This window comes from Paenibacillus faecalis (assembly GCF_900289175.1).
Lineage (GTDB): Bacteria > Bacillota > Bacilli > Paenibacillales > Paenibacillaceae > Paenibacillus_AQ > Paenibacillus_AQ faecalis.
Genome location: NZ_LT985747.1, coordinates 1,570,807 through 1,588,177, shown reverse-complemented (window position 1 = coordinate 1,588,177; position 17,371 = coordinate 1,570,807). Strand labels below are relative to the sequence as shown.

15 protein-coding genes and 1 other annotated feature are annotated in these 17,371 nt (G+C 35.4%); of the genes, 14 read left to right on the top strand and 1 reads right to left on the bottom strand.

Translation table 11 applies throughout. The features are described 5' to 3' along the window. The first annotated feature begins 421 nt into the window (after positions 1 to 421). The 8 genes from glmS (at position 422) to C8268_RS07600 (ending at position 9,745) form a co-directional block, all read left to right on the top strand. Positions 422 to 2,254: a glutamine--fructose-6-phosphate transaminase (isomerizing) gene (glmS, locus tag C8268_RS07635; protein ID WP_106767121.1), complete on the top strand. Its 1,833-nt coding sequence runs from the start codon at positions 422 to 424 to the stop codon at positions 2,252 to 2,254. 519 nt (positions 2,255 to 2,773) lie between these two features. Then, entirely contained in the window at positions 2,774 to 3,172 is a 399-nt protein-coding gene (locus tag C8268_RS07630; RefSeq protein WP_106767120.1) for a RidA family protein, read from the top strand. Between the two features lie 442 nt (positions 3,173 to 3,614). Next, positions 3,615 to 3,788: a sequence feature (16S ribosomal RNA rRNA prediction is too short), on the top strand. A gap of 81 nt (positions 3,789 to 3,869) precedes the next feature. After that, complete coding sequence (locus C8268_RS07625; RefSeq protein WP_106767119.1) at positions 3,870 to 4,187, top strand: RNHCP domain-containing protein; 318 nt, start codon at positions 3,870 to 3,872, stop codon at positions 4,185 to 4,187. Between the two features lie 171 nt (positions 4,188 to 4,358). Further along, positions 4,359 to 4,577, top strand: a complete 219-nt coding sequence (locus C8268_RS07620; protein ID WP_106767118.1) for a hypothetical protein — start codon at positions 4,359 to 4,361, stop codon at positions 4,575 to 4,577. Positions 4,578 to 5,062: 485 nt separating this feature from the next. Next, complete coding sequence (locus C8268_RS07615; protein WP_106767117.1) at positions 5,063 to 5,842, top strand: ABC transporter ATP-binding protein; 780 nt, start codon at positions 5,063 to 5,065, stop codon at positions 5,840 to 5,842. Further along, a complete protein-coding gene (locus C8268_RS07610) occupies positions 5,832 to 7,997 on the top strand; it encodes an ABC transporter permease (RefSeq protein ID WP_106767116.1) in 2,166 nt (721 codons plus the stop codon). The genes C8268_RS07615 and C8268_RS07610 overlap by 11 nt, the downstream gene beginning before the upstream one ends. Before the next feature lie 36 nt (positions 7,998 to 8,033). Further along, positions 8,034 to 8,699: a response regulator transcription factor gene (locus tag C8268_RS07605; RefSeq protein WP_106767115.1), complete on the top strand. Its 666-nt coding sequence runs from the start codon at positions 8,034 to 8,036 to the stop codon at positions 8,697 to 8,699. Between the two features lie 8 nt (positions 8,700 to 8,707). Then, positions 8,708 to 9,745 (top strand): sensor histidine kinase, encoded by a 1,038-nt coding sequence (locus C8268_RS07600; protein ID WP_106767114.1) that lies wholly within the window; start codon positions 8,708 to 8,710, stop codon positions 9,743 to 9,745. Positions 9,746 to 10,633: 888 nt separating this feature from the next. Here C8268_RS07600 and C8268_RS22655 read toward each other — a convergent pair. Then, the gene (locus C8268_RS22655; RefSeq protein WP_158702698.1) at positions 10,634 to 10,810 is read right to left on the bottom strand and encodes a hypothetical protein; all 177 of its coding nucleotides are present in this window, start codon (positions 10,808 to 10,810) and stop codon (positions 10,634 to 10,636) included. A gap of 560 nt (positions 10,811 to 11,370) precedes the next feature. On the opposite strand from C8268_RS22655, the gene C8268_RS07595 reads away from it, so the two are divergent. From C8268_RS07595 to C8268_RS07570, 6 genes are all read left to right on the top strand, one after another. Next, complete coding sequence (locus C8268_RS07595) at positions 11,371 to 12,621, top strand: tetratricopeptide repeat protein (RefSeq protein ID WP_106767113.1); 1,251 nt, start codon at positions 11,371 to 11,373, stop codon at positions 12,619 to 12,621. Next, complete coding sequence (locus C8268_RS07590; protein WP_106767112.1) at positions 12,618 to 13,022, top strand: VOC family protein; 405 nt, start codon at positions 12,618 to 12,620, stop codon at positions 13,020 to 13,022. The genes C8268_RS07595 and C8268_RS07590 overlap by 4 nt, the downstream gene beginning before the upstream one ends. Before the next feature lie 35 nt (positions 13,023 to 13,057). Then, positions 13,058 to 14,410, top strand: coding sequence for an MATE family efflux transporter (locus tag C8268_RS07585; protein ID WP_106767111.1), 1,353 nt, complete (start codon positions 13,058 to 13,060; stop codon positions 14,408 to 14,410). Positions 14,411 to 14,470: 60 nt separating this feature from the next. Further along, entirely contained in the window at positions 14,471 to 15,265 is a 795-nt protein-coding gene (locus tag C8268_RS07580) for a hypothetical protein (RefSeq protein ID WP_106767110.1), read from the top strand. A gap of 141 nt (positions 15,266 to 15,406) precedes the next feature. Beyond that, the gene (locus C8268_RS07575) at positions 15,407 to 16,522 is read left to right on the top strand and encodes an outer membrane protein assembly factor BamB family protein (protein ID WP_106767109.1); all 1,116 of its coding nucleotides are present in this window, start codon (positions 15,407 to 15,409) and stop codon (positions 16,520 to 16,522) included. Between the two features lie 130 nt (positions 16,523 to 16,652). Continuing rightward, on the top strand, positions 16,653 to 17,168 hold the full coding sequence (locus tag C8268_RS07570; RefSeq protein WP_106767108.1) for an NADPH-dependent FMN reductase: 516 nt from the start codon (positions 16,653 to 16,655) through the stop codon (positions 17,166 to 17,168). The last annotated feature ends 203 nt before the right edge of the window (positions 17,169 to 17,371 follow it).

Sequence of the window (17,371 nt, the reverse complement as noted above, 5' to 3'; positions counted from 1 at the left end):
AAAGAAGGGTTAGCTTTTAAGATATACGCTATATAAGCTGACCGAACGTTTTTTGCATAGGCTGGCCATCGGCAGAGCAAGCTGACGAGGTGGAGGTGTTCGAATTGTTCGGCGGGGACCTCCCGGCAACCAGCACCAGCCGTAAGCCGGATCGGAAAATGAATGGGCGACCGTTCATACAACGTACCGGCAGGTGTACTATATGAACCTAAACCATGAGTGTGCGATGAACGCGGTTAATGTGACGAAAAGAAGAGTGCATTCATGATGATCAACTGAACGATTAAATTGTCTGATGTATCTGATGTATTGGTACGTTGAAAATTGAATAATTCATTCTTCTTTGGTTATAAGCCGCACAGGTGCGCCGCGTTCTATTCCACATGCTCTTTTTTGGAAAATTGAACGGAGGAATATTACTATGTGTGGTATTGTCGGATATATTGGAAATCAGAAAACGCAGTCAGTGCTGATTGATGGATTGAAAAAGCTGGAGTATCGCGGATACGATTCGGCGGGAATCGCAGTGCTTACCAACGAAGGTCTTAGTGTTGCTAAAGCGCAAGGGCGTCTTGCCAACCTGGAATCCAAGCTGGAGGAAGCTCCGCTTGTTGGTATGGCCGGGATTGGACATACCCGCTGGGCAACTCACGGAAAGCCATCGGACGTTAACTCCCATCCGCATACAGATGAGAGCCAGAAGTTCTCGGTTGTTCATAACGGGATTGTGGAGAACTATCTGGAGCTGAAGGAAGAACTGATCGCGCAGGGGCATCATTTTGTGTCCGAAACAGATACAGAGGTAATTGTTCACCTTATTGCCCGTGAGTATGACGGAGATATTGTTAAAGCGGTACAAAAGGCTATTTCCTATATGAGAGGTGCTTTTGCTCTTGGTGTGCTGACTGAGCATGAGCCGGGTAAATTGGTTGCTGTGCGTCAAGCCAGCCCACTGATTATCGGGCTTGGAGATAAAGAGAACTTTATCGCTTCTGATATTCCGGCGATTTTGAAATATACGCGTAATGTGTACATTCTGAATGATGGCGAGATGGCGCTGCTTACAGCAGACGCTGTCGAACTGATGACAATTGAGGGGAACTTTATTTCTCGGGAAATGATTCATGTCGATTGGGATGCGGTCACTGCAGAAAAAGGTGGTTTTGATCACTTCATGCTGAAGGAGATTCATGAACAGCCAAGAGCGTACCGCGACACGATGCTCGGTCGTATTGATGAAAGCGGCCGTAAGGTGGTGCTGCCAGATCTGAAGCTGACAAAAGAGCAGATTGCGAAGATTCGCAACATTCAGATCGTTGCCTGCGGTACGGCATATCATGCCGGTCTGATCGGTCGCACCGTTATCGAATCCTTGGCTCGGATTCCCGTTGAAAATGATGTGGCATCCGAATACCGTTACCGCTCCCCAATCGTTACACCAGAGACGCTTGTGATCGTAGTCAGCCAATCCGGTGAAACAGCGGATACGCTCGCTGCACTGCGTGAAGCGAAAAGCCATGGTGCTCATGTACTGGCTATCACCAACGTGGTAGGTAGCTCGATTGCTCGTGAAGCGGATGATGTATTCGGCACGCTGGCTGGTCCTGAAATAGCCGTAGCGTCTACGAAGGCTTACACATCTCAGCTAATCGCCTTTTATCTATTCGGTCTGTACCTGGCTCAAGTCCGCGGTACAATCACCGAGGAGGCTTCGGCTGAGATTCTAGCGGCGATGGAAGCTTTGCCGGAGCAGGTTGAGTCCATTTTGGCAAATACCGAAGCGATTAAAAATTACGCAGAACAAATTTCGAAGCATGAGCACCTGTTCTTCATTGGACGCGGTCAAGACTTTGCCGTCGCTCAAGAAGGATCGCTCAAGATGAAAGAAATCTCTTATATTCACTCAGAGGCATACGCTGCTGGTGAATTGAAGCACGGTACACTAGCTCTCATCGAGGAAGGAATACCTGTGATCGCTCTGGCGACCCAGGAGGACGTTCTTGAGAAAACCGTGAGCAACATCAAGGAAGTGAAGGCGCGCGGCGCTGACGTTATGGTCATCACCCATGAAGAGCATGTGGTGAACCTGCTGAAGTCCGTGGATCAGGCCTTTGCGATTCCGAAGACGCTGCCGCTTCTTACAGCAGCATTGTCTGTAGTACCACTGCAGCTGCTTGCTTACTATGCATCCCTTGCGCTGGGGCATGACGTGGATAAGCCGCGTAACTTGGCGAAGAGTGTGACGGTGGAGTGAGTGTAGAGGTGTTGTTTGAAGGTGTGGCTTTGAAAAAAAGTTGAACTGTTTATAAAAAAAGTCGCACCGTTTATAAAAAGATGAACCGAAATCCTATCTCTATTAAAGAAGGGATTTCGGTTTTTTTGTGGATTAAGAACCTATTAAGTGATAATAAAGTTATTCCATTAAAGGGCCAGATTGTTGAGGTGTAGACTTGGAATAAAGTTTGATACAATTATGCTAATAATCTGTTTTTTTAAATTCAATAATCTTGGTCATTTTACGGAATAAACCTTAGATTAATATTTAAGTTGTGCAAAGAACCTATTTCCTATAAAATATTAATTATCAAAATCTTGTCATTTTAAGAGAGAGGAGTATTCACCCATGAAGAAAAAATCACTTAAGTCTTTATCTTACGGATATGGATACTCCACTGCTGTTTTTTTCTAGAAGTCTCTTCAAGGGTGAAGTGTGTCTAAATTTGATCTTCTAGGAAAAACTGCAGAAAATTCTTTTAAATGGCGAGGTAAATAAATGGAATACGAAAGAATTATAAGAAAAAACCCATCAAGTATGCCTGCACCAGTTGGCAATTACACACATATTACAAAAATTCCAAGGAATGCAGAGTTATACGTGACATCAGGTCAAGTTGGTGTAGATCGAAATGGACAATTCCCACAAAATATGAATGAGCAAGTGAGTAATACGTTTACCAATATAAAAACAGTACTGGAATCTGAAGGGTTAAGTGCTGAAAATATTATAAAAGTGAACGTATGGGCTACTGAGAAAATTGATTGGGAGTTCTTAGATTCAGAGTGGGAACAATTATTTAGTAATGATTATCCAGCAATGACGATTGGATATATTGCTGAGTTAGGTTTACCTGAGATAAAAATTGAAATAGAAATTTGGGCAGCTAAAGTATAAAATTTAAACACACTTCATCAAAACCATGGAGCATCTAAAACCAGATGATTCCATGGTTTTTAATACGAGCACATTTTAAGTAATTAGGCTCGATTGTGGAAGAGGGGAGAAAATGATCAAACTTTTTAAAACATTCCACAAAGTCCACCGTTAATGGCCCCAAATCCTTGTTGTTTAAAGTAGTTTTTGTTAAGAATTATGTGCGCTCGATTATACTTAGGTTAATCGAGCACACATTTTTTTGTTAGAAGCGTAGTAACGGAATGGATGTTTTTTTGTCGTAGCTACAAATAGATAACTGTTCAAAAAGATTTTTTCTAAAAAATATGTTACATTGATTTTGATTTAATAAATTAAAGACTTTTATAGATATTAGGGGGGATTCATATTTTATTACTCTCTTTTAAACTCATTGCTTTCTAGGGGACGATGCCGATGTCAGTGATGAATAATGACACATACTAGTGGGATGTGGCGTTAGCTGCATCACAGTGGTTGATACAAATATACAAAATCAACCGTGGTTCGGATCAAAGGATTAAATATGCCTTTGTGAAGCTGGAACTAGAAGTAATCGTTTTATAGAATAAAACGGTGAATAGGTCTCTCTTATTCAAAGCCTGAAACTGCTAAAGCGCAGAAAAACAAACGGAACCCTTTTCTCCAAAGATGAAAAATTCATTTTGGAGGAAAGTAAATGAGTAGAAAACTAGAGAATACTTCTTTTCAATGTGAAAAGTGCAGTGCTGAAGTTTCACCATTAACCAATGGTAGCTATCGAAATCATTGTCCATTTTGTTTATATTCTAAACATCTAGATAATAAAACGGGTGATCGTTTAAGCCAGTGTAAAGGACTAATGAAACCGATTGCCCTTGATTACTCAGCCAAAAAAGGATATCAGATTATACATCAATGCATAAAGTGTAAAAAAACACATAAAAACAAAGTAGCAACAGATACGATACAAGAAGATAATATTATTTATTTTATGTATAAGTTACAAATAATCTAAAGTTATAAAATTTAAAGCGTTCTAAGACTTAAAATTAGAACGTTTATTCTTTAGTCAAGTGCAATGGGGAAAAGTGTAAAATCGCTTAGATGTACTTTAAACAAATGACGTGAATGCCATATGATTAACTAGAGAGACTTTTAGTTATTAATGAAATAAGGAGAACGATAAATGAATTATTTATCATCACTCAGTGTTAGTTTAATATTTATTGTTATCATTCCTCTATTAATCGTCATATTCTTTAGTAGAATGTTTAAGAATCACGAAAATCGTGCGAATCAAAAGTTAATGAAAGAACAAAAGATTTTACAAGATCAACAACAACAATTAAATGAGTTAGAACAAAGATTGAAAGAAGTTGAGAAAAAATTAAAGACTGTTGAATGAATAAGAGTATACCACCAAGGTATGTCAAGATTTTTGTATCTATGGAGTTGGAAGACATTACAATTTATCGGGGAACAGCTTTACCTAAGATGAACAAGCAGATCGATTCAACGGTGAATTTTTGATTATGTGCTGATCTGGTTCTTGTCCATTCTTTGTGGTTCTTGGATTAGTTAGCTATTAGCATACTTTGAGGCTCAAGCCATTACATAGAATAAAAGAAAAACATAGCGATAAGGGCATCAGACAAAGGACAGGACCTTTTTTAGGCAAACCATCCTTATGTCGGATGCCTTTTATACGTGCTGATCTTCAATAAATGAACTATTACGGTACACTATATATAGTGATTAAAATCCTTCCAATCCACACCATCCAAGTTTCCTTACACCATCTGTAAGTGTTTCCGGCCTTTTTTACTGGCTATAATGTGTATAGCTCAATTCGATTATCATTTCGAAATCATAAGAAAGGAGCGATATACAGTGGTCAGACGAGGAAAGTTGCTAGAAGTTCAAGACTTACAAAAAAATTACGGAAAGAAAAACAATATAACCCAAGCTTTAAACGGGGTTAGTTTTGATATTCTCCCAGGAGAATTCTTAGGAATAATGGGGCCAAGCGGATCTGGTAAAACGACATTATTAAACTGCATTGCAACAATCATAAAACCGACATCTGGACGTGTGCTTTTAAATGGTAAAAACATCAGTGCTTTTGACAGTAAGGATTTAGCGGAGTATCGCGGTAGTCGAATTGGGTATTTGTTTCAAGACTTTGAATTACTGGATAATCTAACTGGACAAGAAAATATACTGTTGCCATTATCGATTCACGGGGTGGATTTTGCAAAAGCACGAGCTAAATTAAATGAGCTGGCAGGTTTTTTAGAAATTACAGATATCCTTCATAAATTCCCATCTCAAATGTCTGGAGGACAAAAGCAAAGGGTGGCAGCTGCACGTTGTTTGATTCCTGATCCAGACATCGTTCTTGCAGATGAACCGACAGGAGCATTGGATACACGTTCTGCACGAACATTAATGAATAAGTTGGAAGGCATTAATAAAAGCCATGGAAGGACCATTTTAATGGTCAGCCACGATCCGAATGCAGCGAGTTTTTGTTCAAGAATCCTTTTTATTCAAGATGGTGTCATCTTTCATGAACTGCGTCGTAAACATGATGAGTCACAAGAGAAATTTTATGAAAGAATTTTGCAGTTACTAGCTCAGCTTGGGGGAGGAAGCGCAAATGTTCTCTAGGCTGATTTATCGTAATGCGAAACGAAGTCGTAAGGAGAATGTAATCTACTTTGCAACCCTTGTCACAGCAGTAGCCTCGTTTTATATCATTCTTTCACTAGGGAAACAAGATATTATATTATTCTTAAGAGAATTTGAAAGTGATGCGATCGATAAACTTTTAGCCCTAATGCCCATTGTGTATGGTTTTGCATTGTTTTTATTGTTTTTCTTAGTTTTATTCGCCAATCGGTATCAATTAAATCGGAGAAGCAAAGAGTTGGGACTTTATCTGATGTTAGGAATGCGCAAAGAACGCCTCGTTTTTCAACTTTTATTAGAGGGGTTCATCACTTCTGTTTTAGCGCTCATTGGAGGCCTGTTAATAGGCGTATTTTTAGCAGAAATCATCAGCTTGACGGTTTCCAGATTAGTCGGACAAGGCATTATCGGTCATCAAATAAGCTTGTCGGTAAGTGCGATTCTCTTTACGATCATCGGTTTTTTACTTATCCAGTTTATAGCATTAGTCATTCTTGGGGGAAGATTATTCAATCAAGAGGTACATCAATTACTGAAAGAGCAAATGGATAAGAAACAAGATATGGGGCATGTTAAAGGCAATATACTCCATATATTGGCAGGTTCTATTTTACTAGGCGTGGCATATTGGATCGTTTTATATCGTTTTATGGACTTTGGAGGACTGGTTCTGTTTGTGGCACTCACTCTCGGAAGTTTAGGAACGATCCTTTTTATGAGGGGATTTGGAAAACTACTAGGTTTATTGGCAAGCTTGTCTGAGCGTAAATCTACGAAAGGTCTGCGCACATTTACATTAAGGCAGTTTCAAGAGAACGTAGCTAATAAATCCACTTCTGTTGCTGTAACATCGATCCTTATCACGTTGTCGATCATTTTGATAGCAGAGGGTGCTTCAACGATTATAAGCTTTGAAAGTGTCTATGCTAGGAGTTCCTCGTTATATGATTTTACGGTTAAGGGGGACCATCAAAAGGTTGAGCAATTTCTTGCTTCAGAAAAAATGGTACCCTATGTAGAGGACTTGAATCTCTTGGAAATTGGAAGGATGAAACACCAGTATGAACGTGGGGAAGACGACTTGCCTTCATCGTTAGTTGATTGGTCAAAATTAAGAGAGCAACTCATTATGGCTCTGCCAAGCAACTACAAAGAGCAATTTTTATCTGGAGAAATGCAGAGTTACACGATCAGTTCGGAAAACCCTGAAGCACTTAATCTGCTTGGGGTCCTAGAGATTGATGCAACAAAGCCTTACCTCATTCCTGAAACATCATATAATGGACTTTTAGATGCTATAGGGGAAAAACCACTGAACCTAGATTCAGATGAATTGGCTTTATACTTTAATCCAGACCTTTTGCATATGGACAATCTGGAAAGCATGCCTGTACTAGATAATATTCTTGAGGAGGCTGCAAAAGAAGGGCAAAGTTTGATGAGCATTAATGATCAGGAAGTATTTATACGCCCATCACTTCCAATGAGAGGATTAGTAGCAGATCGTTCAGTAGAAATTTATTCCGCGTTCATAGTTTCTGATCAAATGTTTGAACAATTATTAAATATAGAAACCTATGCAACCTACTGGAATTTTCGCATCCCGCAAAAGCTGCAAGCCGAACAAGGTTTAATGAAACCGATGATGGAGGCTAGAGATTTATTAACGTCTTCAGGCCTCGAGTTCGAAAGTTATTTACAAAACTTTGGACGCAGACTTTTCTATGTAGTTGCTGGAAGTTATACGACATTATATATGGGATTTTTATTTTTGATTATTGCCTGTACAGTATTGGCTTTACAATTTTTGACGCAGATGAAGCAGACAGGTGGGCGCTATTTAACGCTTTCCATGTTGGGGGCAAAACGTCATCAAATGAAAAAATCAATGCATAGACAGGTGTTGCTGACCTTTCTGTTACCTATGTCTCTTGCATGCGTGAGCGGAGCTGTTGGTATAAAGGCGATGATTTCATTTGTGATGATTAGCATCGAAGACAACGCGTTACTTTATCCGATTGCCTTTACCATTGCATGTATAATCATCTTGATTTTGGTCATTTATGGAGTAGCCGTTGCCCGTTCAGCAGATCACGAGATCAATAAATTGCGTTGGAAGCCAAATATCGATTAAGAAACCGATATATTTTACATTGAAGGAGGTGCCAAAGTGGCGAGGATTACAATTGTTGAAGATGATTTATTGATGAGAGAAGAGTTAATGGATATATTGCAAAAAGAAGGGTTTGAAGCAGTAGCTATTACTTTTTTTCATGATGTCGTTTCTCAAATAGCCACTTTGGCACCAGATTTAGTCTTACTAGACATCAATTTACCGGAACAATCAGGATTTGAAATATGCAGAAGTCTAAGATTAAAAGGGATTGGTCCCATATTGATTCTTACATCTAGGGATAAGTTGCAAGATGAATTACATGGTCTTCATTTAGGTGCAGATGATTATCTCACGAAACCATGTAATCGAGATCGATTATTAGCGCGGGTACAGAACTTGCTCAAAAGATTTGAAGGACAACCGGACTTGATCGATGGTGGCAGTTTTTCGTTAGACCCCAATACCTTTACTTTGTATAAGGGATCTCAATCGTTATTATTGTCAGCTAATGAAGGAAAGATTTTATTGGCTCTAGCACAGAATAGACCTGAGGTTGTATCCAAGTCAACACTGAGTGAACTTTTATGGGGGACAGATCAATATATAGACGAAAATGCGCTTCAAGTAAATCTAACTCGCTTACGAAAAACTTTGCGGCAGTTAGGCTTGGAGAATCAAATTGAGACAATCAGGGGCCAAGGTTATCGACTTAGGGGGTAGATGAAGCCATGAAATGGATGAAGCAAATCTATGATTGTTTTCATGCTTATAAACAATGGTTTCTTGTGTTGATGGCGACAAGTCTCCTTTTTAGTTATTTAGCTTGGTTGGCTTATCCTGAAACGTTTCATATTTTAGTAGGGCTCATGATTGTGTTTACGCTAGCTATGATTTCGTTGTCTGTATTCGTCATGCTTAGAAAACAAAAAATAATCGAAGCTGCTTTTCAAGATTTTTTATTGGAACCGAATGAGACGAACGAAGAAATATTATGTCAGGTATCTCCTAAAACACATTGGTCATATATTCGTAGAATGGGAAGTACCATAAGATCATATCAGTCGGAACTGAATGATCAAGTCATTGAGCTTACCGATTATGAAAACTATATAGAAGGATGGGTTCACGAAATTAAAAAGCCTCTGTCATTGATGACATTGGTACTAGATAACCGCAGTGACGAAATGTCTCCCCTTGTTAGACAGCGTATGCTTCATATTAGAGATCAAATGCTTGGTGACGTCGAGCGAATTTTGTATTTTGCAAGGCTTGGGGCTGCTCATAAAGATTATATTTTCGAGTCTATAAACTTACTAGCATGTTGTAAACAGATTATTGAAAACCATCAAACACTACTAGATGAATCCGGTTTTCAAATACAGTTCATAGGCGAAGAGATGGAAGTTTTATCTGACCGCAAAGGGTTGGCCTTTATATTAGAACAAATCATTTTTAATAGTACGAAATACGTTGCACAGAATCAGGGGAGTCCATTTTTGAAATTTGAAACGGTTTATGACAAAGTAAATGATCAAACCATTTTACATATTAGTGATCATGGACCTGGTGTATCTGAAGAAGATTTACCATTTATTTTTGATAAGGGCTTTACTGGAGGACGAGGTACTTATACAAGACAAGCAACAGGTATGGGCCTCTTCTTAGTGAGCAAGATGGCTTATGATCTAGCCATTCAGTTGGATGCAAAATCAGAGTTTGGCTCAGGGCTGACCATATCGCTCATATTTCCGCATGTGAAACAGTAAAAACACCACCAACACAAAATAGGGGTGTAAAAGTTGAAACAAAGATATATCGTTTTTCGTAAACTGGGTTTAGGTTGGTTGATTATACTATCGACTTATGTACTGACATATTCCGTACCGTTCTAAATGGGGTTGAATTGAAAGCATGTTTTAGGTGTTTTATTGATGCCTTACCCTATGAAGGATCGCTTTATGCTGTTCTTAAAGAAGAAAAGCAACTAGGTAAGCTAGCTTCGGAACATGAAATTCATTCAATTCCGGAATGGAATGAATAAATTAGAAAAAGCACTTCAACAATTAGGAGCGATTGTTTAGAAATAAAATGATCAAACTTTAAAAAATGTACAGTACCTTAACAAAATGTACAGTACCTTAACAAAATGTACAGTACCTTAACAAATTGTAATAGCTTGGACGTGGAATACCTGCAATTTCATACAAAAGCCGATTACTGAATAACACCTCTTTTTGAAGCGCTTGAATGGCAAGGTAGATGTTTTCTTGACGATGTTGGCTTAGTTTCGCCTCCTTTGGAATTCCCGTAACTTTTTTAAAAATGCATTCTCCGCTCGAAGCCGTTCGATTTTATACTCCATTTTCTTCATCTATATCTCTTCGTTATCGCTTTCGCTCCACCTGAATAAGCTTTTAAGCTGCTATGACAATGATACTTCTTAATCCAGTTGGAAGCTGAGTTGTACTCGTAATTTTATATTTATCGATGATTTGGTATTTGAACCATCTTCCTCTAGATAATCTTTCACTTCCTGAAAGTTAAACTCAGCACCATCATTTATGGGATATCTCAAGGGAAAAAGCTCACTGATGATATTTCGAAAAGTATTTGACTATTTTAGAGATAAGTCTAATTTCATATTTGATTTTTAATTATTTCATAGGTTCCAGTCGATATTCTGTGAAATAATTAATAGTTTTAAGGGATAATTTGTTATTGAGAGTAGTTGCGTTATGATAACTGTCCTGCCATTGATTCATTGTTTCATTTGGATCAGATGTTTTATCAATGACGGCAGTATCTTTTGGCGTTATTGTTAATTCATTCATAATTTACCTCCTGAAATATAATAAGTCATAATGTAGTAATTATAGGGCAAAAGGTTATAATTGTAAATTAAATTAATTAAAATTATGTAAATATATCAAAATACAGGGTTTAAAGCAAGTGGTGGGATAAGTTTTTTGGGTTTTATTAATCGATGCGATTCGAATTAAATTACGATAAACAGTAAAACTTCAATAATATAAATTATCCTACTATAAATTTATATTATTTTATTGTTGACAATGGTTATATCTTGTAATAAATTGTAATTTGTAAGCTTACATATATTTCCTCGGATGGAGGTGATTTGGCATGGTTAAATTCAAAAGCCTAAACGTAGTTAAAAAGCCATCGTTTTTTCCGTCTACTCAACCATTCTAAGTGTCTAGTTAATTTATGAAATGAGGTGATTTGGCATGGTTAAATTCAATAGCCTGAATGTAGTTAAAAAACCATCATTTTTTCCTTCCACTCAACCGTTTTAATCATAAATAATTAAATGTAAAATTGGGGGGGATTAGATTCCCCCCTTTATAAAAATTGATAAGTGGGGTAATGAATAATGCGTGATACAGCATTCTTAAGAGCGATATTGCATTTAGAAAATAGCCATAATATTTCAAGCAACTGGTCAAAAGGAGTTTGTATTTCTTTCGAACATCATAATTTTGATAACGTTCCGTATAATTTAATGCAGTTGCTAGACCCATCAACTTTGTTTGAAGTATCAGTAATAACAAAAATTGAACATGCAGATATCGAAAACCTCAACTATGAAGTTCAAGGGCCTCTTAATAAATTGAAATGGCTAGTAAATAATGTGAATTTCGCAACTCCTATACAAAAACTAAATATTTGTTATAGTTTGTGTTCAATTGCTCGTTATAAATTAGCGAGTAATATTTTCGAACAGATTGATCTTAATAGACTGTATCCTAATGAAAAATTTTATTATTATATGCTAAGTTTTATTTTGAAAAATAGGAACAATCCATTTGAATCGGTGGATAAAGAATTCGAAAATATAAAAGCTTTGATTGAAGAAGGTTATTTATCAGATATAGAGATAATATCAGTATCGTCGCAGGCAAATACATGGAAGATCAAATCAAGTGCGCTTAACAATGACTTGTATAAGTGGTTTGTTGGTAAAGGATTTAAACTTGCAGAAGAACTCAGTGATAATATATTTGCATCACAGTTGTCAAAATCGCATTTTTATAGATCTGTGGCAATGATTCCTGCAGCTGAAAATGATCTAGATAATACTCGTAAGTACATGGATTTATCATATAAGTATGCAGAAATGGCAGAACCTAAATCTGAAATACAAAAAATTCAAAGGTCGGATGCATTAAAGACATATTTTGAATCTTCCCTTAAAGAATTTGCATATTTACATAAAGACTATGATAAAGCAGAAGACATCGCTAAGAAATTAATTGAGATAGATCCTAACTGGTCAATAAGCTATCTAGAAGCTGCTGAAGTTAATATGTTATTTGATAATTACAACAATGCTTTAAGCTACATAAAACGAGCTCAGGAAATTGGTCTTCCCAGAGTAGTTGAATCACAATTTTTACTAGGCTATTGTTACGAAAAATTAGAGGATTACACGCAAGCAGTCGAGGCTTACAAAAACACTCTTGCTTTAGATCCACTGAATATTTCAGCTGCAGTTAATGGCTACTTAATATCTAAAAAACTGGTTAGTAAAAGTGAAGAGACTTACTTTAAAAGTATTTTGAATGCTATGGATGAAAATAATCATCTCAATAATGAATACAAGGAGATGTTACAAAAAATATGAAGAATAAACATATTGTAATTACAAAGTTTGATCATATTCAGTTAGATGTTGCAGATATTGAGGAAAGTGTGAAATTTTATTCAGATGTTTTCGGTTTTGAAGTTAAGGAAGTTGGATTAAGAGCTTTAACTAGATGGGTTATTGTGGGGAATGAAAATCAGTTATTTTTATGTATGCATGAGTTTCCTGAAGGCAGGGGAGTTGAAAACGAAGGGCTTGAAATTACACACTTTGGATTAATCGTTGAAGAATTTGATGAAGTTTTAAATAGACTTAAATCGTTTAATGTGAAACTCTTCTATGAAGAACCCGTCCAATATCATTCTTCTAGGTCGATTTACTTTCTTGACCCAAATGGATATAAACTTGAAATTTCTGAATATATTGGAGGTGGGCTTTAAGCTCACTTCCAACATATTACATGTGAGGGCGTAGCATGAAGAATAAGGAGTTAACTTATTTCACTGTACTATGGATGGCAATTCCATTAATATTCAATACCATTATAAACTTTTCCTTTACAATAGCTGATAGTATTATGATTGCTCCTTTAGGAGAAAAATACTTAGGGGCTATAGGACAAGGAGGAATATTTTTAAATGTTATTTTGACACCTTTTATCGGTATACTTGGAATGTTCACCCCTCTAGTTTCGCGAATTGGGAAAGAGAATAAGGATACGAAACAACAGTACTTAGTGAATTCTGTATATTTAGCATTTTTCTTAGGTGTTTTAATTTTTTTTATATTAAATTTCACATCGGAATTTTTTACACTATTTAATCAACCAATTGAAATTGTAACTATAGTTGATGAGTATATATCAACACTAAAATGGTCTGTTTTCATAATCTTAATATATAATGTAATGGCTCAAATGATTATTGTTAATAACAAAATGAAAGTTTTATTGATGTTAACTCTTATAGGAAACATCCTAAATATACTTCTAAATTGGTTACTTATTTATGGTAATTGGGGTTTCCCTGAATATGGGGTTATAGGTTCTGCTATTGCAACAAACATTTCAAGGATGGTTATGTTAATAAGTGCGATATCTTTAATCTATATACAAAGTAAAGAAAAAATAGCATTTAAAAATTTTGCAATAAGTTTGAAATTTATAAAGGCCTTGCTTATTAAGGGGGTTCCAAAAGGAATTACAAACCTTAATGACTGGTTAACATCATTTATTCTGGTATTAATGGTTGGATGGGGAGGGATCAATTTAGTAGCTGCTAATCAAGTTACTGATTTAATTTCTAGTGTACTGTTTATGGTTCCCCAGGCCTTTTATACCGTTATTGTTGTTCGACTATCTGATCAAATAGGAAAGGGCGAGGCTTCCTTAACAATAAAGGCGACTGCCAAAAAAATAATATTAGTTTCTATGACCAGTTCAGCCATTGTAATTGGAATTGTCTTATTAACCCTTGAATATATATTTTCGTTTTTCTCAATTCAATCTGGAACAGATACATATTTATTATCGATGAATATTATGATCGTACATTTAGTGTTTTATTTAATTTACACTATACAATATTCTCTACTTGCCGTTTTGGACTCGTTTTTAGATACTAAACTTCCAAGTTTAATTACATTAGTTATTTCGTATTTGTTTATAATTCCAGCAGCATACTTGATGTATAAATTAGGTTATAGTGCTGTGGGAATATGGGTAGCTGAAGGCATAGGAATGGTTATTATCAGTATATTGTTTTTACTAAGAATAGTAAAAATAATGAGAAAAAACACAGAATTTACTGAAAACTCAATTTCTCAATAAAAAAGTAACGTTAGTTTTATTTTTTACTCATTCTATCTAATAAATATGAGGGTCTAGTATATGATTAATTACAAATTAAAAGTAAGTAACTTAAAGAAATCTATAAATTTTTATAAAGAACTAGGATTTAACATTGAAGAAGTTGAAATTTCTCAAGTTATAGCTAGATTTTTAGATTGTAGCTTGTTTTTGTATACTGGTGAGTTTCAATCCCGAGATGATAATTTCGTAATAGAAACTTTATCTTACAAAACACGAATATATATTAATTGTAATGAAGATCTATTCAACGAAATTGTCAACAAGGAAAATTTTTTAAAGTACACCAAGGAAAGTTTATCCTTTGAATGGAAAAGTGTTTTTGAAGTCGTAGATTTAGATGGTTATATACTTCAATTTATTTGTGTTAGGCAATTAGAAGACCAAAGAATTTTAGATTTGTATCATGATTCAATAAAGATCGTAAATGAATTAAAAAAGACAATTGTTGATTGGGATTATATGCAAAATAATGGCTGGACTATAAAACAGGAATTATTCCACTTGATTGAGGAAGATCTGTGTTCTTTAGCAAGTTTGAGGATGAATATTACTTCTCCTGGACAAATATTTAATACTAATGTATTTGATCACGATCAGCGTTTGGGTAATTTACCAATAAACGAGTTATCAATTACTTATGTTCTAGATATATTCATTAACATTAGGCTGCATATGCTAGAAATACTTAATAATGGTGATTATATGAATAATTATATAATTGTTTCGAACAAGAAAGTATATCTTCGTAATCAATTACAATCTTTAGCAACTCATAGTTTAGAACATTTGGAAAATATTAGAAATTTCATATAATTATTGTCGAGTTTTTCTGCTTCACGTATTTTAAACTGAAACTCATCCATAATCTAATGTTCCTCAAATATACGGTATATAAGTTAATATTTATTCTTCGATAGGACTTAATGTGTGAAATGAAATATAGGAGATTAAAAAATGAAAAAATACTGGTATAAAAATAAGATGGATTTACGAAGTTGGAATTTTAACTGGTCAACTAAAGTTAATTATAGAATTGAACCATCAATTTATTGTGAAATGCTGAAACCCACTGAGTTTTGGAGCATACCTTCCTTTGTTAATGAATATACAGTCGTTATAGGTGGTTGGGATCATATTCTAAGATGTTATAACCTAAAAAAAATGAACCTGGATTGGGAATTGAAGTTGACAAGTCCTATTTACAGTTCTCCAGCGATAATAAATGAGAAAAGCTTCATATTAGGTGGGGAGGATGGCATATTACGTAGAATTAATATTGTTGGAGAGATTGAGTGGGAGTTTAAAGCAAAGGATCGAATACATTCAACTCCTACAGTAAGCCACTGTAAATCAGTGGTTTTTGTTACCTGCTATGATCATCATGTATATGCTTTGGATACTAATACTGGTGAATGTTTATGGAGTAAAATTTATAACGAACAGATTGAAGAGGATATCTACAGCTCACCTTCATTAACCGAATCAAATGACATTATATTTGGAACTGGAGAAAAAGTTATTTGCATTAATAACAATGGGCAAGAACTTTGGACTTTCAGTACAAATGGGGATGTGGATTCAACCCCTGCCCTAGATTATGAAAATAAAATTGGTGTAATTGGCTCCAATGGTAATTTGATATATGGATTCAATACTGAAAATGGAGATATTCTATGGGAATATGAAACAGGGGGACCGGTTAATACTTCCGCGGCAATAAGTAATGGAACCGTTGCAATTGGAAGTGATGATGGTTATATGTATGCTCTAAATATTCTTAATGGAAGTCTAGTATGGAAAAAGTATAATGATGGGAAAAAAATGTTGTATACTCCTTTAACAGTCTTACCAGATGGTAATTTTGTTTATGTCACTTTAGAAGAATGCTTATATTGTGTGGACCATCTAAATGGTCAGGAAATCTGGAAAAAGAAATTTCCGCGTGGTGTACACTCAGCACCTGGGATCTCAAGTAATGGCTATATGGCTATAGGATCAAATTGGGGAGCTTTTTACTTTTTGACATTTGTAGATGTGAACGATTACAGTCATGATTTATCTTTAAATTAGTACTTAATCTCTTGATTTTATTAGTGTTAAGTATCGCTCACACTTAAGTTTCTAAAATGAGAAATATATAAATGGATGAATAGTAAGCCATATCGAGTATTAGGTTTTGTAGAAAGGATTTGTTTTTTTAATGATATCGTTAATTTCAGGTAGTATGAGTGATAATTCGAATACCAAGTTATTATTGGAAATGATAGGGGAAAACATTCGAGGAAAAGGGGGGGATGTTAACATATTTAGTGTTAGAGATCTAAATCTGGAAATGTTCACTCCTGATAAGCCTAGAAATAGTAATTTTCAAGAAAAATTGAATACTATATGTCAATCAGAAGCTATAGTTTTTGGAAGTCCTGAATATCATGGCTCATTTAGTGGAGCATTAAAGAATTTTTTGGACCACTTGGTTATAGACGATCTTAAAGGAATCGTTGTTGGAATAGTATCAACTTCCGGAAGCTCATATTGTGGGGCTAACACTTTAAATTCTTTGCGCATAATATTGAGGAATTTTCATACATATACAATTAATCGTCAGTTGTCTTTATCTGAAAAAGAGCTCAGCAATATGAATGATCATGTGAAGTTAAAAATTCACCATTTTACTGAAGAATTGCTAAATGAAATTTCGTTAAGAAAAAGATATTGATTATCTTATTCTTGATAGCCAGAAACATCATGTAATAATTATTTACCGCGAAAATAATAGATATCAACCATTGTAACGGGGGTTAACTATTACTGTTATCGTTTCACGGACTGTCTAGTAGGATGGTCCATATTATTTGCACAGTATACAACAAACTATATTTGTTTAATTATTTTAGAAATAATAAAACACACTGCCAATTG